Annotated in this window: 18 protein-coding genes; 4 read left to right on the plus strand and 14 right to left on the minus strand. The window is 59.7% G+C overall.

Features of this window, described 5'->3' with window-relative positions:
• Positions 1–10: 10 nt before the first annotated feature.
• From ACA066_RS26770 to ACA066_RS26780, 3 genes are all read right to left on the minus strand, one after another.
• Positions 11–1,261 (minus strand): sarcosine oxidase subunit beta, encoded by a 1,251-nt coding sequence (locus tag ACA066_RS26770; protein ID WP_007947735.1) that lies wholly within the window; start codon positions 1,259–1,261, stop codon positions 11–13.
• Between the two features lie 23 nt (positions 1,262–1,284).
• The gene (gene glyA / locus ACA066_RS26775) at positions 1,285–2,538 is read right to left on the minus strand and encodes a serine hydroxymethyltransferase (protein ID WP_214379345.1); all 1,254 of its coding nucleotides are present in this window, start codon (positions 2,536–2,538) and stop codon (positions 1,285–1,287) included.
• A gap of 314 nt (positions 2,539–2,852) precedes the next feature.
• Positions 2,853–3,563, minus strand: a complete 711-nt coding sequence (locus ACA066_RS26780; protein WP_497697262.1) for a TraX family protein — start codon at positions 3,561–3,563, stop codon at positions 2,853–2,855.
• A 133-nt stretch (positions 3,564–3,696) separates the two neighbouring features.
• Between ACA066_RS26780 and ACA066_RS26785 the strand changes: the two genes are divergently transcribed.
• Positions 3,697–4,737, plus strand: a complete 1,041-nt coding sequence (locus ACA066_RS26785) for a threonine aldolase family protein (protein WP_497697263.1) — start codon at positions 3,697–3,699, stop codon at positions 4,735–4,737.
• A 272-nt stretch (positions 4,738–5,009) separates the two neighbouring features.
• Positions 5,010–5,834 (plus strand): SDR family oxidoreductase, encoded by an 825-nt coding sequence (locus tag ACA066_RS26790; RefSeq protein ID WP_497697264.1) that lies wholly within the window; start codon positions 5,010–5,012, stop codon positions 5,832–5,834.
• A gap of 115 nt (positions 5,835–5,949) precedes the next feature.
• Here the strand turns inward: ACA066_RS26790 and gbcB are convergent, their stop codons facing one another.
• Positions 5,950–7,050: a glycine betaine monooxygenase reductase subunit gene (gene gbcB, locus ACA066_RS26795; protein WP_214379351.1), complete on the minus strand. Its 1,101-nt coding sequence runs from the start codon at positions 7,048–7,050 to the stop codon at positions 5,950–5,952.
• A 282-nt stretch (positions 7,051–7,332) separates the two neighbouring features.
• Here gbcB and gbca point away from each other — a divergent pair, with 282 nt between their 5' ends.
• On the plus strand, positions 7,333–8,628 hold the full coding sequence (gene gbca, locus ACA066_RS26800; protein ID WP_497699967.1) for a glycine betaine monooxygenase oxygenase subunit: 1,296 nt from the start codon (positions 7,333–7,335) through the stop codon (positions 8,626–8,628).
• 786 nt (positions 8,629–9,414) lie between these two features.
• Here the strand turns inward: gbca and ACA066_RS26805 are convergent.
• The 8 genes from ACA066_RS26805 to ACA066_RS26840 form a co-directional block, all read right to left on the minus strand.
• Positions 9,415–10,575 (minus strand): retropepsin-like aspartic protease, encoded by a 1,161-nt coding sequence (locus ACA066_RS26805; RefSeq protein WP_497697265.1) that lies wholly within the window; start codon positions 10,573–10,575, stop codon positions 9,415–9,417.
• Positions 10,576–10,654: 79 nt separating this feature from the next.
• Positions 10,655–11,221 (minus strand): GNAT family N-acetyltransferase, encoded by a 567-nt coding sequence (locus tag ACA066_RS26810; protein WP_497697266.1) that lies wholly within the window; start codon positions 11,219–11,221, stop codon positions 10,655–10,657.
• A 134-nt stretch (positions 11,222–11,355) separates the two neighbouring features.
• Positions 11,356–12,126: an electron transfer flavoprotein subunit beta gene (gene etfB / locus ACA066_RS26815; RefSeq protein WP_497697267.1), complete on the minus strand. Its 771-nt coding sequence runs from the start codon at positions 12,124–12,126 to the stop codon at positions 11,356–11,358.
• 15 nt (positions 12,127–12,141) lie between these two features.
• On the minus strand, positions 12,142–13,362 hold the full coding sequence (etfA, locus tag ACA066_RS26820; RefSeq protein ID WP_497697268.1) for an electron transfer flavoprotein subunit alpha: 1,221 nt from the start codon (positions 13,360–13,362) through the stop codon (positions 12,142–12,144).
• Entirely contained in the window at positions 13,362–15,311 is a 1,950-nt protein-coding gene (gene dgcB, locus ACA066_RS26825) for a dimethylglycine demethylation protein DgcB (RefSeq protein WP_497697269.1), read from the minus strand. Before dgcB ends, etfA begins: the two co-directional genes overlap by 1 nt.
• A gap of 175 nt (positions 15,312–15,486) precedes the next feature.
• Entirely contained in the window at positions 15,487–17,547 is a 2,061-nt protein-coding gene (gene dgcA / locus ACA066_RS26830) for a dimethylglycine demethylation protein DgcA (protein ID WP_008151900.1), read from the minus strand.
• Between the two features lie 15 nt (positions 17,548–17,562).
• Entirely contained in the window at positions 17,563–18,093 is a 531-nt protein-coding gene (locus ACA066_RS26835; RefSeq protein ID WP_497697270.1) for a DUF5943 domain-containing protein, read from the minus strand.
• 78 nt (positions 18,094–18,171) lie between these two features.
• Positions 18,172–19,149 carry a dipeptidase gene (locus tag ACA066_RS26840; protein ID WP_008033250.1) on the minus strand — a complete coding sequence of 326 codons (978 nt, stop codon included), beginning with the start codon at positions 19,147–19,149 and terminating at the stop codon, positions 18,172–18,174.
• A 220-nt stretch (positions 19,150–19,369) separates the two neighbouring features.
• Between ACA066_RS26840 and ACA066_RS26845 the strand changes: the two genes are divergently transcribed.
• Positions 19,370–19,771, plus strand: coding sequence for a lysozyme inhibitor LprI family protein (locus ACA066_RS26845; RefSeq protein ID WP_497697271.1), 402 nt, complete (start codon positions 19,370–19,372; stop codon positions 19,769–19,771).
• A gap of 4 nt (positions 19,772–19,775) precedes the next feature.
• Here ACA066_RS26845 and ACA066_RS26850 read toward each other — a convergent pair whose 3' ends face one another.
• Together ACA066_RS26850 and ACA066_RS26855 are read right to left on the minus strand one after the other, a co-directional pair.
• Positions 19,776–21,014, minus strand: coding sequence for a type II toxin-antitoxin system HipA family toxin (locus tag ACA066_RS26850; RefSeq protein ID WP_497697272.1), 1,239 nt, complete (start codon positions 21,012–21,014; stop codon positions 19,776–19,778).
• Positions 21,011–21,307 carry a helix-turn-helix domain-containing protein gene (locus tag ACA066_RS26855; RefSeq protein WP_497697273.1) on the minus strand — a complete coding sequence of 99 codons (297 nt, stop codon included), beginning with the start codon at positions 21,305–21,307 and terminating at the stop codon, positions 21,011–21,013. The genes ACA066_RS26850 and ACA066_RS26855 overlap by 4 nt, the downstream gene beginning before the upstream one ends.
• Positions 21,308–21,520 lie beyond the last annotated feature (213 nt).

Raw genomic sequence — 21,520 nt, forward strand, 5'->3', positions numbered from 1 at the left:
ATTTCTCCTGTTAGTGGGCAACCGCAGCAGCGCCGTGTTCGTCGATCAACGCACCGTTGTGGAAACGGTCGATGGAGAAAGGTGCGGCCAATGGGTGCATTTCACCCTTGGCCAGGCTCGCGGCAAACACATTGCCCGAGCCAGGTGTAGCCTTGAAGCCACCGGTGCCCCAACCGCAGTTGAAGAACATGTTCGGTACCGGGGTTTTCGAAATGATCGGGCACGCATCCGGCGTGGTGTCGACGATGCCGCCCCACTGTCGGTTCATGCGTACGCGGGACAGCACCGGGAACATCTCGACGATGGCCTGGATGGTGTGTTCGATCACCGGGTACGAACCGCGCTGGCCGTAGCCGTTGTAGCCGTCGATACCGGCGCCGATCACCAGGTCGCCCTTGTCGGACTGGCTGATGTAGCCGTGCACGGCGTTGGACATGATCACGCTGTCGATAATCGGTTTGATCGGCTCGGACACCAGCGCTTGCAGCGGGTGGGATTCGATCGGCAGACGGAAACCGGCCAGCTTGGCCATGTGCCCGGAGTTACCGGCGGTCACTACGCCGACGCGCTTGGCGCCGATGAAGCCCTTGTTGGTTTCAACGCCGATGCACACGCCGTTTTCCTTGCGGAAACCGATCACTTCGGTCTGCTGGATCAGGTCCACGCCGAGTGCGTCAGCAGCACGGGCAAAGCCCCACGCCACGGCATCGTGACGGGCTACGCCGCCGCGACGCTGAACGGTGGCGCCCATGACTGGGTAGCGGGTGTTTTTCGAGCAGTCGAGGTACGGAATCTCGTCGGCCACTTGTTTGGCATCAAGCAGTTCGCCGTCGACGCCGTTGAGACGGTTGGCGCTGACCCGACGCTCGGAATCACGGATATCCTGCAGGGTATGGCACAGGTTGTAGACGCCGCGCTGGGAGAACATCACGTTGTAGTTGAGGTCCTGGGACAGGCCTTCCCACAGTTTCATCGCGTGTTCGTACAGGTGCGCCGACTCGTCCCACAGGTAGTTGGAGCGGACGATGGTGGTGTTGCGCGCGGTGTTACCGCCGCCCAGCCAGCCTTTCTCGACCACGGCCACGTTGGTGATGCCGTGTTCCTTGGCCAGGTAGTAAGCCGTGGCGAGACCATGCCCGCCACCGCCGACGATGACCACGTCATAGACCTTTTTAGGGGTCGGCGTGCGCCACATTTTCTGCCAGTTTTCGTGATGGCTGAGGGAGTGTTTGAAGAGGCCGAAGCCCGAGTAGCGTTGCATAGTCATTTACTCCAAAACCGCGCTCAGCGATAAACCGGGAAGTCCGCGCACAGGGCCGACACTTGCTGCGCGACGTTGGCCTCGACATCGGCGTCGCCGAGGTTGTCGAGGATGTCGCAGATCCAGCCGGCCAGCGTGACGCACTGGGTCACCTTGAAGCCGCGCGTGGTCACCGCCGGGGTGCCGATGCGCAGGCCGGAGGTCACGAACGGCGACTGTGGATCGTTCGGGACAGCGTTCTTGTTCACAGTGATGTGGGCGCGACCGAGTGCTGCGTCCGCCTCTTTGCCGGTGAGGCCCTGACGGATCAGGCTGACCAGGAACAGGTGGTTGTCGGTGCCGCCGGACACTACATCGTAGCCGCGTTTGATAAACACGCCGGCCATAGCCTGGGCGTTGTCGATCACTTGTTGTTGGTAAGCCTTGAAACCGGGTTCCAAAGCTTCCTTGAAGCACACGGCCTTACCGGCGATCACGTGCATCAGCGGGCCGCCTTGGGCACCCGGGAAGACTGCCGCGTTGAGCTTCTTCTCGATTTCTTCGTTGGACTTGCACAGGATCAGGCCGCCACGTGGACCGCGCAGGGTCTTGTGGGTGGTGGTGGTGACCACATCGGCATACGGCAGCGGATTCGGGTACAGACCGGCAGCGACCAGACCGGCGACGTGAGCCATGTCGACGAACAGCAGCGCACCGACCTTGTCGGCGATCTGGCGGAAGCGTGGGAAGTCGAGGGTCTTGGAGTAGGCCGAGAAGCCGGCGACGATCATCTTCGGCTTGCACTCGACGGCCAGGCGCTCGACTTCGTCGTAGTCGATCAGGCCGGTCTTGGTGTCGATACCGTACTGCACGGCGTTGTACAGCTTGCCCGAGGACGACACCTTGGCACCGTGGGTCAGGTGACCGCCGTGGGCCAGGCTCATGCCCAGAATGGTGTCGCCGGCTTGCAGCAGGGCCAAGTACACGGCGCTGTTGGCCGAGGAACCGGAGTGCGGCTGCACGTTGGCGTAATCGGCGCCGAACAATTGCTTGGCGCGTTCGATGGCGAGGGCTTCGACCTTGTCGACGTGCTCGCAGCCACCGTAGTAGCGCTTGCCCGGATAACCTTCGGCGTATTTGTTGGTCAGGCCACTGCCTTGCGCTTCCATGACGCGTTTGCTGGTGTAGTTCTCTGACGCGATCAGCTCGATGTGATCTTCCTGGCGTTGCTCCTCGGCATTCATCGCCGCCAGCAGCGCATCGTCGTAACCCTTGATCTGGTCTTGCTTGCTGAACATCGCGTCTCTCCCAGCGGCGGCGGTGCGCCATTCGTCTCGGTGAGGCACGTACCTGTCGGTAGTGCCCTTTGATGCGATGGTATGACCGGCGCAGACAGGTCAAATGCCTACGGACGCCACGCAAAGGTGCGTTTACGACATGGACTGAAATGGGTGGGCCGGGGAAGGCTCTTGTGGGGAGGGGGCCTGCCCCCGTTCGGCGGCGTAGCCGTCGTAAAACCGGCCAATGCGGTCTGCCTGATAGACCGCATTCTCAGGATTTGGGGCCGCTTCGCAGCCCAACGGGGGCAAGCCCCCTCGCCACAGGGGCGGGGTCAGGCCAGGATTTGGCGCAAGGCCAGAAGCACGAGGAAATGCACGGGATAGAGCGCATACGCCCAACGCCGCATCGGCGGTGGCTTGAAATACCCGGCATGTCGCAACAAGAACAACCCGAGCAATGGCGCGATCAGACAAGTGGCGATGCCGAACAGGGCGGCACTGTTGCCGAACCGGGCCGAGGCATACAGCACATGCCATTGATTGGCGGCCATGCAAACCAATCCCGGAAACAGACTGAAATACCAGGGACGCCTGATCACCAGCAACATCACCAGCGGCAACAATACGCCGAAGAAGCCGAACATCAGGCGTTCCGAGAACAGCGCCGCCAGCGTCACAGCGCCGACCGCGAGCAGTCGCGATTGCAGCGTTTCCTGCTGCCAGCCGCGCGCGACCAGCAGCCCAAGCGCCAGCGTAGGCAACACGTTCAAGGTGTCGGGATCAGGGATGAACATCCGGTAAGGGATTTCGCTGATGGCACTGAACAGCATCAACCAGCCCAAATACCGCCACTGATGTGTGACTTCCCGTGCCCGCGAAACATTCGCCGCCATCGCCAGACAGAACCACGGAAACGCCAACCGCCCGGGAACATAGAGAATATCGACGGAGTAACCGACATATCGCAGGTGATCGAGCACCATGCTCAGCAGCGCCAGCCACTTCAGCAGATCCAGTGCCCCATCCCGTTGCGTCATGTGCATAATTGCCCGTCGTCTTTGTAGTGTTCTGTCAGACGCATCCCGTGTGCTCCCCGGATGATCTTCGGTAAAGTGCGCACCATCATTGACCACGAGACGCTTCACCATAAGCGTCTCGACCACGGAAAGCAGGGCCATGACCGATAAGAGCCAACAATTCGCCAGCGACAACTATTCCGGTATCTGCCCTGAGGCCTGGGCGGCGATGGAACAGGCCAACCACGGCCACCAGCGCGCTTACGGCGACGATGAATGGACCGCCCGCGCGTCCGATCAATTCCGCAAATTGTTCGAAACCGACTGCGAAGTGTTCTTCGCCTTCAACGGCACCGCCGCCAACTCACTGGCCCTGTCGTCGCTGTGCCAGAGTTACCACAGCGTGATCTGCTCGGAAACCGCCCACGTCGAAACCGACGAATGCGGCGCGCCTGAATTCTTTTCCAACGGCTCCAAGCTGCTGGTCGCCCGCACCGATAACGGCAAGCTGACCCCGGAATCGATCCGCGAAGTGGCCCTCAAGCGCCAGGACATCCACTACCCGAAACCGCGCGTCGTGACCCTGACCCAGGCCACCGAAGTCGGCAGCGTCTACACCCCGGAAGAAATCCGCGCCATCAGCGCCACCTGCAAAGAACTGGGCCTGAACCTGCACATGGACGGCGCGCGCTTCTCCAACGCCTGCGCATTCCTCGGCTGCACGCCGGCCGACCTGACCTGGAAGGCCGGCGTCGACGTGTTGTGCTTCGGCGGCACGAAAAACGGTATGGCCGTGGGCGAGGCGATTCTGTTCTTCAACCACAAACTGGCCGAAGACTTCGACTATCGCTGCAAACAGGCCGGTCAGCTGGCGTCAAAGATGCGTTTCCTCTCGGCGCCGTGGGTCGGGATTCTGGAAAACGACGCCTGGCTCAAATACGCCCGCCACGCCAACCACTGCGCGCAGTTGCTGGCCGAACTGGTCAGCGACATTCAGGGCGTTGAATTGATGTTCCCGGTACAGGCCAACGGCGTATTCCTGCAACTCTCGGAACCAGCCATCGCCGCGCTGACCGCCAAGGGCTGGCGCTTCTACACCTTCATCGGCAACGGCGGCGCACGCTTCATGTGCTCGTGGGACACCGAAGAAGAGCGCGTCCGTGAACTGGCGGCGGATATCCGGGAAGTCATGTCCCGCTAAGCAGCAACCCGATCCCCTGTGGCGTGGGGGCTTGTCGGACCGCCGCACCGCCCCGTTGGGCTGCGAAACAGCCCTAAGACCTGAACATGCGGTTTGCCAGCCACACCGCATTTACAGGGTTTACGACTGCTGCGCAGCCGAACGGGGCGGTGCGGCGGTCCGACAAGCCCCCTCGCCACAAAAGCTCACTCGCCATTCACCACAGCGTCTTGGTCTACATTGTCCTGCGAGCCACTCGATTCGCTCAGACAATAACAATCAGGAGCGCACGCATGTCATTACAAGGCAAAACCCTGTTCATTACCGGCGCCAGTCGCGGGATTGGTCGTGAGATCGCGCTGCGGGCTGCGCCGGATGGGGCCAACATTGTGATCGCGGCCAAAAGTGCCGAGCCGCATCCCAAACTTCCGGGCACGATTTTCAGCGTGGCGAAGGAAGTTGAGGACGCAGGCGGCAAGGCGCTGGCCTTGCAGGTGGATGTGCGCGATGAGGTCGCGGTGCGTGAAGCCTTGGCCCAGGCCAACGAGCACTTCGGCGGTATTGATGCGCTGATCAACAATGCCGGCGCAATCAAGCTGACCGGCGTTCAGCACATCGAGCTCAAGCGCTTTGACCTGATGCACCAGATCAACACCCGCGCCGTGTTGCTGTGCAGTCAGGCCGCTCTGCCCTATTTGAAAAAGAGCAGCGGCCATATCCTCAATCTGTCACCGCCACTCAACCTGGCAACCAAATGGTTCGCCCAATACAGTCCGTACACCGTGACCAAATACGGCATGAGCATGCTCACTTTGGGCATGAGCGAGGAATTCAAGAACTACGGCATCAGCGTCAACTCGCTGTGGCCGCAGACCATGATCGCCACCGCCGCTATCGAGTTTCAGCTGGGTTCTCGCGAGTCGTTCAAGCATGCGCGCACGCCCGCGATTATGGCGGATGCCGCCCATGTGATTCTGGACAGCAGCGGTCGCAGCATTACCGGACGATTGCTGATTGATGAGGAAATTCTGCGGGAGCATGGTGTGACCGAATTCGATCATTACCGCTTTGAGCCCGGCACCGAAGACAAACTGATGCCTGACCTGTTTGTGGACTGATCACCCTTGTAGGAGCGAGCTTGCTCGCGATGGACGCTAACGATGACGTGGGCTGCCTGAATGAGCGCGGCGCCTTCAAGTCCATCGCGAGCAAGCTCGCTCCTACAAGGGTCCATCAAAACTCGATGCGCACGTCACCCTTCGGCACGCTGCAGCACGAAAGAATGTATCCCTCTGCTTCGTCTTCCTCGGTGATCCCGCCATTGTGGTCCATTTCCACCTCGCCCCCCAGCTTCATCACCTTGCACGTCCCGCAGATCCCCATCCCGCAGGCCTTTGGAATCAACAGACCCAGCTTGGCAGCAGCGGCGTGGACCGTTTCCCCCGGTGCAACGCGAATGCTCTTGCCGGACGCGGTGAATTCCACTTGATGCAGATCCGCCACGTCGATGTCCGGTGCATCTGCTGCAATTTCGGCTTGCTCCACCGCATCGGCGCGGGCTTCCGGTGGCGTGGCACCGAAGGATTCCTCGTGATACCGCTTCATGTCGAAACCGGCGGCTTCGAGCATGCGCTTGACCGCGTTCATGTACGGCGTCGGGCCGCAGCAGAACACTTCGCGCTCAAGGAAGTCCGGCGCCATCAGCTCCAGCATCTTGTGATTCAGGTAACCGCGATAACCGGCCCACGGCTCACCCAGACCATGCTTCTCGCAGATCAGGTGCAGGCTGAAGTTGTCGATCCGCGACGCCATGTGTTCCAGCTCGCGGTGGTAAATGATGTCCTTGGGCGAACGGGCGCTGTGGATAAACACCATGTCGACGTTGCCGTTGGTGTCGTAGAACCAGCGCGTCATCGACATCACCGGCGTAATGCCGACACCGCCACTGAGGTAGAGCACTTTCGGCGCGGTGAAGTCCATGGCGTTGAACAGCCCGACCGGCCCGTGCACCGCCAGTTCCTGGCCTTCATGCAGGGTGTCGTGCAGCCAGTTGGAGACCTTGCCGCCCGGTACGCGCTTGATGGTCACCGAAAAGCTGTACGGCACCGACGGCGAGCTGGAAATGGTGTAGGAGCGCATGATCGGCACGCCTTCGATTTCCAGCTCCAGGGTGACGAACTGACCTGGTTTAAAGAAGAACAGGATCGGCTGGTCGGCCATGAAGCAGAAGGTGCGCACATCCCAGGTTTCCTGGATGACTTTGACGCAACGGACGATGTGTCGACCGTTGGCCCAGGTCTGGGTGGTTACCGGATTCAGGAAGCTGTTGGACATGCTGTTCTCCACCGCCGATGGTCGGCCTTATGTTGGCGATTCTGCGTATAGCGCAGAACACCCATTTACCTATCTGCGACATTCACATACTTATCGCGACCAGCCCCCAACTACCGGGGGTTGCGCGTCGGGAACAGAGTGGGCCATGTCGCTCGTGGATAAGGTTCCGGGTAACGCCGGCCCCACACTCGCCCCATACCAAGACACATTCTTTACACCTTGCGTAGCAAACCTGATTAGCCACTTTCGCCGGCCACACAGAATGGCCTTGAGGATTAAATGATGGACGTCACCACTACCCTGAGCCTGGGCGATCCACTGGAACCCGCACGCAAGGCCACCGCGCAGATGCTGCAAGAGCGCGAACGTACTTTCTCGCTGCCGCAGCCGTTTTACTCTGACGAGCGGCTGTTTGATATCGACATGCAGGAAATCTTCCAGAAAGAGTGGTTGATCGCCGGCATGGCCTGCGAGATCCCGACCAAGGGCAACTACCTGACCCTGCAAGTCGGCAAGAACCCGATCATCGTGATTCGCGGTGCCGAAGGCGTGATCCATGCCTTCCATAACGTCTGCCGCCACCGCGGTTCGCGGCTGTGCACCAGTGAAAAAGGCAAGGTCGCCAAGCTGGTCTGCCACTACCACCAGTGGACGTACGAACTGGACGGTCGCCTGTTGTTCGCCGGCACCGAAATGGGCGCCGACTTCGACATGAAGCAGTACGGCCTCAAGCCAGTGAACGTGAAGACCGCCGGTGGCTACATCTTCATCAGCCTGTCGGAGAACCCGCCGGCCATCGATGACTTCCTGTCGACGCTGAACCATTACATGGAACCGTACGACATGGAGAACACCAAGGTGGCGATTACCACCACCTTGATGGAGAAAGCCAACTGGAAACTGGTGCTGGAAAACAACCGCGAGTGCTACCACTGCAACGCGTCGCACCCTGAACTGCTGAAAACCCTGCTGGAATGGGACGACGTCACCGACCCGCGCGCCGATCAAGCGTTCAAGGATCACGTCGCTGCCTCCGCCGCTGCCTGGGAAGCCGAGAAGATCCCTTACGCCCACGCCAGTTTCGGCCTGCGTAACCGCATCGTGCGCATGCCGCTGCTCAAGGGCACCGTGTCGATGACCATGGACGGCAAACAGGGCTGCGCCAAACTCATGGGCCGCATCAAGAACCCGGACCTGGGCTCGATGCGCATCCTGCACCTGCCGCACTCGTGGAACCACTGCATGGGCGACCACATCATTGTGTTCACCGTGTGGCCGATCAGCGCGCAGGAAACCATGGTCACCACCAAGTGGATCGTGCACAAGGACGCGGTCGAAGGCGTGGACTACGACGTGGAGCGCATGCGCCAGGTCTGGGATGCGACCAACGACCAGGACCGTCGACTGGCTGAAGAGAACCAGCGCGGGATCAACTCCACCGCTTACCAGCCTGGGCCTTACTCGAAGACTTATGAGTTTGGTGTGGTGAACTTTGTGGACTGGTACAGCGAGCGTCTGTTGAACAACCTTGGGGCTGAACCGGCCCCGTATCTCAAAGGCGTTCCGGTACAAGGCTAAGAGCAAAAGCATCGCGAGCAGGCTCGCTCCCACAGGGGATCGGTGGTGTTCACAAATGTTGTGAACGACATCAATCAATGTGGGAGCGAGCCTGCTCGCGATAGCGCCATTCCACGCGACGCATCCCCCTCTGACCCACCGCGAACTTAGAACTGTACGAAATATGATCTATAACGTTCAGGCCTATACCGGACGTGGCTCCCAGCCTTCCGCAAACAAGTTATCCACACCTCCACCCACAGCTAATGGGGACAAGTGTGTGAGAACCAATAACTTTCTCCACAGAAACTGATGAAAATCCGTGACTTATCCAGAAGCAGGGTTTTTAACAGCGATTGGTTGTTTTTTGACCTGACACTTGAAAGCCACGCGATACGTGTCCTGTAGCGGATGGCGAACACCTTATCCACAGAAGCGCCAACAGACTTTGGGGGCAACTTTTGCGGATCTGTGGAAAACCGCTGAAAGCCGCGATAAATCGCGGTTTGCGAGAGGTTTACCTGGTCAAAGCGGTGATTTGGTTGTTTTTTAATCAGACGCCTGACAAGCCCGTTTTATATGGCCTGTAGCGGACAGCGAACATCTTATCCACAGAAGCGCCAACAGAGATTGGGGGCAAGTATCGTCGCCCGCCTAAACTTATCCTTGGGGAAAAGCCCGTAAAAACCGCAAGTTAGGCTGGTTGTTTTTTGTACGAAGGCTTGCAGGGCTTTATTTTCATGGCGTGCAGCGAGGGGCGAACATGTTATCCACAGAAGCGCTAACAGGGATTGTGGGTAACCGTCATCAAACCCTGTTGAAACAGGACAGGCCCGAGGCGATATCCAGGTTCAACTCATAGTCATTGAATGCACCCCAGCCGAGCAGGATCGAAGGCACGTACTGCCCGAGCAGCATGGACGGCGGAATGGTGTAGTCCGGGTAGTATTTATAGGTGATCGACCGGATGCGTCCGGACAGGCTCAACTCGCCCCTGTAGGTCCGCTGGCTCGGCGTGACGCTGTCTGCTGAATGGCCGGGCGAGGACGAGGTCAGGTAATCCACGTTGCCGGTGTCGATTATCGCCAGCGTTGCCCGACGATCCAGTCGCGCAGAAATGGTCAGTCTTTGATTGATGTCCATACGCACGTAGGTGATTGGCGAATCACATCGCGTGGGCGGTGCAGCGTTAATCTCAAGGGTCTTTTTCGTGACCTTCAAACGCCCTGACTGACCGATCAGATCAAGCCCCAACAAGTTATCCCGGTCACTGACAAACACCAGGACATTCCTGAATTCGTTTGTGCCTATCTTCAAGGATTCCAGGATTCCCAGTTGGGCTGCCAGGTCTCGCTCACCGTAAAACGTGCTGTAGCCATAATGGGAGTCGGTTAACAACCTGATTCCCATCAGCTTCGCGGTTTCAGTGTTGACCCGGGTTTGAGGGGCTCCCGTGTCAAGAATGAACCGCGCCGAAACACCATTGGCCGCTTTGACATCGACGTAGGGCAGCGCTTCGTCCGTCACGTGGCTTTCACTGGGGTGAGGATGGATCGGCAATACCTCGTGGTGCTTTGTCCGGGTCACCGAAAAATCGGCGACCTGGCGCAAGATTGCGAACGATTCGCTGCCGAACATGGAGAACAACAGTTTGAGCTCAGGGTCATTCGCGATGGCCCGGGCGTGACGGCGCTTGATCGCCAGGTAGTAATCGGGAAGCTGATTGGCGGCTTTGGCCTCGAACATTCTGGCGAGAACGGACACTGAACATTGCAGGTTTTTTCCAGCATCGCGCACGTCGTCGCACTGCTGCTTCATCTGCGCCAGGGAAGCGCTGCGCCCCTGTTCGGACTCGATCCATGTGTAGAAATCCGGCGCTTCGTTATCAGCCGTCGAATTCGTGGATACAACCAGAAAAACCATCAGGGCACAGATCAGACATGTCTCACGCCGACTGACCGCGTTCATGATCGACCCATGCCTGAAAACGCATTGTTTGAATTAGCGCTGCAGCCAACCCGGACAGCTCATAGAGAAATGTAGCTCACTAGGGCCACTGCATGAGGTAGGCCTCACCGGTCACCCGAATCATCGGGTGAGGGGTGATCTGGCAGGTATCGACGATTCGAAAGCCATGACGCTCGTAGAACCGACGGGCACCGGTGTTGACGGCGTAGTCGATCAGGCTCAATCCCTTGAGGCCCAACTGGTTGGCGCGCTCGTGAGCGTGCGCGAGGAACTGTTTGCCCAGGCCCTGATTTCGCCAGCCGTCGTGCAGCGCCAGGCTGGAGATGTAGAGCGTGTCGGGGATTTCCATGTCGGCATACGGCGCCAGCACCGGGTCGGTAGTGGGTTCGGCCAGGGGATCGTGACGCATTGTGTAGCTGTGCATCATGCCGATGACCTGCCCGTCTGCTTCGGCAATCAGGCAGTTCTGCCAGGAGAAATCCACATCGTCGCCGGCGTAACGACTGGCGCCCACGTCCAACAGATCCTGGCCGGGCTCTGCCAGTTGGCTCCAGATGTAATCCGAAGCGCCCTCCGACGAAATCTGGAACAGACGAGCAATCTCCCGCGCATCCGCGCGTACTGCCGAACGAAATTCAACGGTCATTGTTTTTCCCTGTGGGAGCGAGACCGGCTTGCCGGCGATTGCGTTGGGTCAGCCACCAGTGATGTCGACTGACCCAACGCTATCGCCGGCAAGCCGGTCTCGCTCCCACATTAGATTTGCGCTGATTTTATGTGTTAGCGAACCACGCCTTCTTCGATCAGCAACTTGAGAATCGCCTCGGCACCCGCTTGCGCAGTCACGCCTTTAAGCACCTGTCCGCCGCCGCCACTGGCCTTGGCCGTCGCGGCTTTCATCCGGTCTGCGCCGCTTTTCGCTTTGATCACTTTCAAGCGTTTAGGCCGGGGTTTGGCAGGTTGCAGGGTGGCAACCGCCAGCAGGTCATCGTCGATCACTTCGACTTCATCCGCCTGCAACACCCCACGCCGGGCCGGGCCGTAGGCGCTCTGCCGAGGCTTCGGCGCGGCGTTATCCACCGTTGCGAGAAACGGCAGCCGTACCTTCAAACGACGACGCTGACCACGGGGCAAGGCTTGCAGCACCAGCGCCGAACTTCCGTCGATGGATTCCACCTGAGCCAGCCCGACCACCAGCGGCCAGCCAAGGCTTTCCGCCAGCAGAAACGGCAGCATGCCCGAGCCTTCACCGGTTTCCGCCTGGCTGCCGGTCAGCACGACTTGCGCACCGGCATCGCGCAGATAGGCGGTCAACGCCGGCAATGCATCGGCGCCCTGCGGTTGTTCCAGCACATGCAATTGCTCCAGGCCCATGCCCAGGTAAGCGCGCAACGCCGGTTCCGCGACGTCGCCGGCATGCAGCACTTGCAGATTATCCCCAGCCAGTTGCAGACCCAGTTCCACCGCCCGCGCATCCTGCTCCGCGCGACGTGGCCGGCCGGAGGTCGGGTGGGCGCCGATGGACACCAGGCTGATGATTTTCGTGCTCATAACCCTTTCCTTTCCTTAAGCCGCATCGCGCTTGGCTTCGTTGCGGTAAGCCTCTACCGCCGCGATCAAGGCTTGAAGAATCTCGGCGCTCTCGCCGATCACCGACAGGTCGGCCCGTTTGATCATGTCGCAGCCAGGGTCGAGGTTGATCGCCACCACCTTGTCGCAGGCACCGATGCCTTGCAGGTGCTGGATCGCCCCGGAAATCCCCACCGCCACGTAGACCCTTGCGGTGACCCAGGTGCCGGACGCACCGACCTGCCGATCACGCGCCATGAAGCCGTCGTCCACTGCCACTCGGGACGCGCCTTCGGTGGCGCCGAGTGCTTCGGCAGTCCTGTGGAAAAGTCCCCAGTCCTTGACCCCGTTGCCGCCGGAGAAGATGAACTCGGCTTCGGCCATCGGAATCGCCGCCGGGTCCACGGCCACCGCGCCCAGATCCTCGATCCGCGACAAGCTGCGCGCCACGGTTGTGGATAACTCCACCGGCAAGGCTTCGTGTCGGGTTTCGCTGACCGGTTCGGCACATTCGACGGCAGCCAGGATCAAGCGTGCAACCGGGCGCGCAAGGTCTTGCAAGCCAGCGCCGGCACGGCCGATGCATTCCTGATCCTTGACCTGCCAGACCCGTGTGGCCGGGCGCTCACCCAGTGCGGCGGCAAAGCGTCGACCCAGTTCCCCGCCACCACTGCGGCTATCGGGCAGCAACCAATGACGCGGGCTGAACTGGTTATCCACAGCCCGCAGGCCCTGGACCCGTTGTTCCGGTGCATAACCGCTGAATTCTTCGCCATCCAGCACCAGCAAGCGATCGACGCCAGCGGTGGCAAAGGCGTTTTCTTTATGTTCGCCGAAGACCACGGCCAATACCGCGCCGTCCTTGCCGGCCAATTGATGCGCCAGACCGAGCAAGTCGCGGTCGTGGCTGCTCAAGCGGCCGCCGACCATGTCCGGCACCACGCTGATGTAGAACGCCGGTGCAGGCACTTGATGCAACGGCAATTGCACTTCAACGGCGGCCGAGCGTTTGGTCGCCCCGCCCTGCTGAGCCCCACTGCGGTCGATCCGTTTAATGCCGTTCGGGCCGATGAAACCGATGCCATGGGGATTTTTGCGGATGACGCCGTTCGGCCCCATCCAGCTGTGTTGCGCCGGTTGCATGGCCACATGCAGCGGGTGCAAGCGGTTACGGGCAATCCATTCGGCGCGGGGGTCACGGCGGATAATGTCGCTCATCAGTGGGCCTCCGCAGGTTCACGTTGGGCCGGTGTGGTCGGTTTGCTTGGGGCTGCGTCTTCGAGCAACGCGTCCGCCACCAGTTCGGCGATGTCCTTGATCAACGGACGTGGTTCGACCACGCCTTCGAGCATCGCGGTGCATTGTGGGCAACCCACGGCCACCAGTTCGGCGCCGGTTTCGCGGATGTCTTCCATGCGCATGTCGGGAATGCGTTGCTTGCCCGGAATGTCGGTGATTGGCGCGCCGCCGCCGCCGCCGCAGCAGCGCGAACGGAAACCGGAGCGTTGCATCTCTTTCACTTCAATCCCGAGGGCGCGCAGCACCTCACGCGGCGCCTCGTATTCGCCGTTGTAGCGACCGAGGTAGCACGGGTCGTGATAGGTCACGCTGCTGCCTTTGTGCTGGCCGAGATTGAGTGCGCCAGCACTAATGATTTCCGACATGTAGGTGCTGTGGTGCTGCACGAGGTAGTTGCCGTCGAAGGCGCCGTACTCGTTTTTCAGCACGTGGAAGCTGTGCGGGTCGCAGGTGACGATGCGGTTGAAGCTGTATTTGGCCAGGGTCTGGATGTTGCGTTTGGCCAACAACTGGAAGGTTGCTTCGTCGCCCAGACGTCGGGCCACGTCACCGCTGTCGCGCTCTTCGAGGCCCAGTACCGCGAAGTCGACCTTGGCCGCTTTCAGCACTTTGACGAAGGCGCGCAAGGTGCGCTGGTTGCGCATGTCGAAGGCACCGTCGCCGACCCAGAACAGCACGTCGACGGATTTCTTTTCGCTGAGCAGGTTGAGATTCAGGTCCGCCGCCCAGTTCATCCGCCCGCCTGGGGCAAAGCCGCCCGGGTTGTCGGTGGCGATCAGGTTTTCGAGGACTTCGGCGCCCTTGTTCGGGGTCGCGCCTTTTTCCAGGGTCAGATGGCGGCGCATGTCGACGATGGCATCGACGTGCTCGATCATCATCGGGCATTCCTCGACGCAGGCACGGCAAGTGGTGCAGGACCACAAGGTTTCAGCGTCCACCAGACCGTTGACGATCGGTTGATGCGGATTACCCGCGTGTTCGCCGATGGCTTTGCCCGGATACGGGCTGCCGGCGAACTTGGCGTCGGTGCCACCGGCGAGGCCGACGACCATGTCCTGAATCAGTTTTTTCGGGTTCAGCGGCTGGCCGGCGGCGAACGCCGGACATGCAGCTTCGCACTTGCCGCACTGCACGCAGGCGTCGAAACCGAGCAGTTGGTTCCAGGTGAAATCCTTGGGTTTTTCCACGCCCAGCGGTGCGTTTGGATCGTTGAGGTCCAGCGGCTTCAAACCGGTGGAACGACCACCGCCAAAACGTTCGGCGCGGCGGTGCCAGGCCAGGTGCAGCGCACCGGCGAAGGCGTGCTTCATCGGGCCGCCCCAGGTCATGCCGAAGAACAATTCCGAGACGCCCCAGACCACGCCGATCCCGAGGATCGCTGCCACCAGCCAACCACCGAAGTTTTCCGGCAGGATGCCTGCCACCGGCAGGGTCACCAGGAAGAACGACGCCGAAAACGCCAGCAAGCTTTTCGGCAAACGCATCCACGGGCCCTTGGACAAACGGGCCGGTGGGTTGCGCCGACGCAGGTACACAAAGATTGCACCGACGAACATCACCGCCGTCATCAGCAACAGTGCATAACCGAGGAAGCAGTTATGCAGGCCAAATCCGTGCACCAGAATCGCGAGCACAGCGGACGCCACCGCACCGCCAGCCGTAGCGACGTGGGTGTTGGCGATGTATTTGTCCCGCGCGACGACGTGGTGCAAGTCGACCATGTAGCGCTTGGGCATGGCGAACAGGCCGCCGATCAGGTCGACTTTCGAAGCCCGGCCCCGGCGCCACATAGCCACCCGCCGCAACGCGCCCAGAACCGCAAGGCCCAGGGCAGCGAACAACAGGATTGGAAGAAGGGTGTTCAACATGGTGGAGCTCCCAAAGACCTCGGGGTCTTGCAGGCCAAACTACCTGGATGCCTTGCTCGAATCCCTGTAGGAGCAGAGCTTGCTCGCGATGGCGGTATTTCTACCGCCAAAGATGCATCGGATGTTCCAACGCTATCGCGGGCAAGCCTTGCTCCTACGGGTTATCCACAAGCTCTTAGAAATCCTTGCACAACCGCAGCGCGTCGTAGATCGCCGCGTGGGTGTTGCGCTGCGCCACGCAGTCGCCGATGCGGAACAGCAAGTAGCCGTCGCCCGCCTGGCTCAGCGAAGGCTGAGGCTTGATCGCGAACAGGGCTTCAATGTCCATCTGGCCTTTGTTGCGCGAGCCTTCCTTCATGGCGTAGTAGATTTCTTCGTCCGGACGCACGCCGTTTTCGACGACGACCTGGTCCACCACCCGCTCCTCTTTGGCGCCGGTGTATTCGTTTTCCAGCACCGCCACCAGCTTGTCGCCTTCGCGGTAGACCTTCTCCAGCATCATGTCCCCGGTCATGATCACTTCTTTCGGGTACATGCTGCGGTAGTACGTCGGGAACGAGGTACCGCCAATCGCTACGCCCGGCTTGATGTCGTCGGTAACGATCTCGACCTGGCTGCCCTTGTCGGCGAGGAAGTCGGCGGTCGACATCCCGGTGAACTCGCAAATGGTGTCGTAGACCAGCACGTTCTTGCCCGGTGCGACCTTGCCGTCGAGGATGTCCCAGCTGCTGACCACCAGGCCTTCAGCTGCGCCCCAATGTTCGTTTTGCTCGAGGAATGGATGACCGCCGACAGCAAGCACTACAACGTCCGGACGCAGGTCGAGAATGGTCGCCGCATCGGCTGCCACACCCAGGCGCAGGTCGACTTTCAAACGCGCCAGCTCCAACTGGAACCAGCGAGTGATACCAGCGATCTGGTCCCGTTGCGGGGCTTTCGAGGCCGTGGTGATCTGCCCGCCGATGAATTCTTTCTTCTCGAACAGGGTCACGTCGTGGCCACGTTCGGCGGACACGCGAGCCGCTTCCATCCCGGCAGGACCGGCACCGACCACCACGACTTTGCGTTTCACACCGGTCGATTTCTCGATGATGTGCGGCACACCCATGTATTCACGGGAGGTCGCGGCGTTCTGGATGCACAAGACGTCCAGGCCCTGGTACTGACGGTCGATGCAGTAGTTGGCACCGACGCATTGCTTGATCTGGTCGACCTGACCCATTTTGATCTTGGCGATCAGGTGCGGGTCGGCGATGTGGGCGCGGGTCATGCCGACCATGTCGACATAGCCGCCTTCCAGAATACGGGTCGCCTGGTTCGGGTCCTTGATGTTCTGCGCGTGCAGAACCGGGGCCTTCACCACTTCTTTGATACCGGCAGCCAGGTGCAGGAACGGCTCCGGTGGATAACTCATATTCGGAATAACGTTGGCCAGGGTGTTGTGGGTGTCGCAACCCGAGCCGACCACGCCGATGAAGTCGATCATGCCGGTGTCGTCGTAATACTTGGCGATCTGCTTCATGTCCTCGTGGGACAAGCCGTCCGGGTGGAATTCATCACCGCACAGACGGATGCCGACGCAGAAATCCGGGCCGACTTCGGCCCGCACAGCCTTGATCACTTCCAGGCCGAAACGCATGCGATTCTCGAAGCTGCCGCCCCATTCGTCAGTACGCTTGTTGACTCGCGGGCTCCAGAACTGGTCGATCATGTGCTGGTGCACGGCGGACAGTTCGACGCCGTCGAGGCCACCGGCCTTGGCCCGCGCAGCCGCGCTGGCGTAGTTGCCGATCACCCGCCAGATTTCTTCCGGCTCGATGGTTTTGCAAGTCGCGCGGTGCACCGGTTCACGGATGCCCGACGGCGACAGCAGGGTTGGCCAATGCTCGCCGTCCCAACGGGAACGACGGCCCATGTGGGTAATCTGGATCATGATCTTGGCGCCATGCTTGTGCATGGCATCGGCCAGGTTCTGGAAGTGCGGGATGATCCGGTCGTCGGCCAGGTTGACCGATTTCCACCAGCCTTGCGGGCTGTCGATGGCCACGCTGGAGGAACCGCCGCAAATCGCAAGGCCGATCCCGCCCTTGGCTTTCTCTTCGTAATACTTGACGTACCGGTCGGTGGTCATGCCGCCGTCGGTCGCGTAGACCTCGGCGTGCGCGGTGCTGAGCACGCGGTTACGGATGGTCAGTTTGCCGATCTGGATCGGCTGGAACATTGCTTCGAAAGCCATGGCGGGGTCCTCGACTTACAACGGCTTGACGGTGAACAAACCGTCGTCGTGGCCTTCTTCGGAGCCACCGTAGACTTGCTCGGCAACCGTGCGAATCTTGCTGCCGCGGGCCTGCAGAATCTGGTCCATGGCACCGGCAAACCAGCCAGTGAACATGTAGTCGACCTTGCGCCCGACCTTGCCGTACACGTAGACGAACGCCGAGTGTTCGAGCTTGACGCTGGCGGTGCCTTTGTCGAGGTCGATGTCCTGGATCTTGAACAGGCCCCAGCCGCGTTGCGACAGGCGTTTCATGTAGTGCTCGAACACCGCGACGCCTCCCAGGCCGTGGCATTCAGCTTCTTTTTCACACCAGTGCCAGGCGGATTTGTAGCCGGCCTTGTACAGGATCTCCGCGTAGGCTTCGGCGCCCAGCACTTCCTCGATGCCCATGTGGTTGTTGACGAAGAAATGGCGCGGCACGTACAGCATCGGCAGGGCGTCGGAGGTCCAGACACCGGTTTCGCTGTCGACTTCGATTGGCAATTGCGGGGCGATCTTGGCCATGGAAACTTAACTCCAGAAAAATTTTGGTGTTTCCCCCGGCACGGACGGCCGGGGGAAAGGATTCAGAGATGCGGCGGCTTACTCGCCCCAGACGTCCTTGAGGACGTTGACCCAGTTCTCGCCCATGATCTTGCGCACCACGCGCTCGGAATGGCCGCGTTTGAGCAGGGTTTCGGTCAGGTTCGGGAACTCGCCGACGGTGCGGATGCCCAGCGGGTTGATGATCTTGCCGAAGCTGGTCAGACGGCGGGCGTAGCCCTTGTCATGGGTCAGGTATTCGAAGAAGTCCTGGCCATGGCCCTGGGTGAAGTCGGTGCCGATACCGATAGCGTCTTCGCCGACGATGTTCATGGTGTATTCGATGGCTTCGGCGTAGTCGTCGATGGTCGAATCGATGCCCTTGGCCAGGAACGGCGCGAACATGGTCACGCCGACGAAACCGCCGTGATCGGCGATGAACTTCAGTTCTTCATCGGATTTGTTGCGCGGGTGAATTTTCAGGCCCGACGGCAGGCAGTGGGAGTAGCAGACCGGCTTCTTGGATTCGAGGATCACTTCTTCGGAAGTTTTCGAACCGACGTGGGACAGGTCACACATGACGCCAACGCGGTTCATCTCGGCAACGATTTCGCGACCGAAGCCCGACAGGCCGCCATCGCGCTCGTAGCAGCCGGTGCCGACCAGGTTCTGGGTGTTGTAGCACATCTGCACGATACCGACGCCGAGCTGCTTGAACACCTCGACATAGCCGATCTGGTCTTCAAAGGCGTGAGCATTCTGGAAGCCAAAGAGGATGCCGGTCTTGCCCTGTTCCTTGGCTTTACGGATGTCGGCAGTGGTGCGTACTGGAATCACCAGGTCGCTGTTCTCGCGGATCAGCTTCTGGCTGGCGGCGATGTTGTTGACGGTGGCCTGAAAGCCCTCCCACACCGACACGGTGCAGTTGGCCGCGGTCAGACCGCCCTTGCGCATGTCTTCAAACAGCTCGCGGTTCCACTTGGCAATAATCAGCCCGTCGATAACGATGCTGTCGGCGTGCAATTCGGCTGGGCTCATCAGGCTGTCCCCTATTAGCGATTCATGCGCCGAATCGTGTGCCGGCGCTTTGGGGCCAGCATATGCCTGAGGACCGGTGCAGCCGGGTGCAAAAACGACAGAGGGTTTGCCGAAAGCGTCAATCCGCGACAAAGGGTCGTCGTTGAACGTCGCAGGCCACCTGTTCAAGGGCTTTCGCATGGGCCAGAATTCGCGGCATTACGGAATTTGGGGTAAAGCAATGAAATCGATCTTCCTGGCTTTGGCACTAATAGCGACCGGCGTACAGGCGGCCGAAGAGTCCGACACCAACCCCTGCGATGCGGTCGAAAACGACGTCCAGACCCTGGAATGCTCGGTCTACAGCCGAACCACCGCCGAAGATCTGCTCAAGGACAACTACCAGAGCCTGATCGAACGTATGCAGTCGCTCTACGGCAAGAGCCCGACGCAACTGGCCGACATCACCGCCAAAATCAAGGCGGCCCAGCAGCATTGGCTGAAGACCCGGGATGCGGATTGCGCCGTTGAAGCGTTTCCGGCGACCAGTGGCAGCAAGGCGTTCACCATTGCGCAAAATGATTGCGTGGCGCGGATGAGTGATGAGCGGTCGGAGTTTTTGGAGTCGATTGGGCAGGAATAAGACGTTAGAGGACCTGCCACACTGACTCAAGAACGGTCAGCAGTTTTTTGCTCGCCGTTTTATCAATTTCCAGATCGGCGCAACAAATATTCCACTCGGAAAAAGCATCCAGCGTTTGTTCGATGTACCGTACGGGCTCAAGGAAACTGAAAGGTTTGCACACGTCAATCAGAGCCTTGCGTGTGGGTTTACCTCTTCCCGCGAATGCTGTGGTGTGCTCGATGCCGCGCCCTGTGGTACTGGAAAAGGTCAGGTCGTAGGCCGGCGCCATTTTCCAGCCATCCTTGCTGCCAAAAAACGAGAAGTTCTTCGCATGATCGTCGTGGTTATGAGCGAGGGCGTTGAAAACCATCAACCGGGCCATTTTCTCGACCTCGGCCGCATCCTTGGTCATTGCCCAGGTCGCTCGCAGCAAATCACTGTAATCGAGGCTTGGCGTACGGAAGTCGGCATATAGAATCGCCGCAGCGGTGAGCATGTGGCGCTTGGTATCTTCTTCCCGATCGAAGCGTTTCGTGGCGAAGAATTGCTCTGTGCCCTTGGTGGTTTCTACCTGAAACAGTTTCGACTCGGAAATTTCGACCCCTGCGCGGCGAGCCGTCAGAGCGTAAGCCTGCTCAATAGCGCCGCTATCTCGATGCTCCTCCTCGCAACGAAATTTGATCAACCAGTGCTCATATCCCTTGGGCATTTCACCGAATGACGAAATAGCGCGATGCTTGTCCGGCGAAAGGCCAATCACCACTTTGGGTCGGGCACCACCGGGGGAGCCGCCCGCCAGTCGCAGAGAATTGATGACCTCGCCAGTGCTACCTGAAAGTATCGTTTGTGAAGCCTCGTAGAGATCAGCCAGATCGAGGTCTTCGTCTCCTTCAACGGTTTCGAACATCGGCACGTATTCAAGCGCGCCCATGCTGCGATTACCCATATATGCCAGACGATCCAGCGGGCCGATTGCGTGGCGCTCGACGCCCAACTGACTGCGAAAAAACCGGTCCATGAGCAACAATCCCCAGCCATCGGGCAACGAATCGCTGAAGGCACCGTGCAGGCCGTCGAACAGCAACGGATCAGCCGCCTTCTGGGGTTTGACCGAGAAATCCATATGAAACGGCGCAAGGTTGAATCCTTTCGCTAACCAGCCCGGATCATATGAAAAGTACATACCCTGACGAGGAATCACGACCAGTTCACCGACCCGTGATCCTTGAAGCATGACGCTGAGTGCGTTGATGGATTTCATTGTCGGCCACGAGCCCTTTCGTAGTTTTTCAGTTCTTGAAGCGTCAGCGATTGAGTCGAGGCGAACAAATTTGTCAACGGTTCCTCCGCTCCGAGGCAGCTTGCAATCAGCAACAAGCCATCCAGAGAGATCTTGCCCGTCGTTTCAAAGCGCTTGATATTCGACTCAGGGACACCGGATTTTTGCGCGAGCGAGCGCCGCGAAAGGTTTTTGCTGAGCCTCAGCCGTTTGGCATTTCCGGCGATCTGTAAAGCGATCTCTCCGGGGGAGTAAAGGATATGGGTTAGGGCCATGAGCCGACCTCATTTGGAGTGTTAGCAAGTGTAGCAGCGCAACATGACAAGTAGCTATAATAGACATCATATAGTCTTTTATTGAATTAATTTATTTTTATAAGACAATATATTATCTTTTATATTTAGTTCTTTTTCTACCGACCTCACCCGGTCGAACGCCGCGGAAAATCATCGGGGCTTTTTGCGTCGGGGCGGATCAACTTAAGCTGT

The organism is Pseudomonas sp. LBUM1651, from assembly GCF_059716135.1.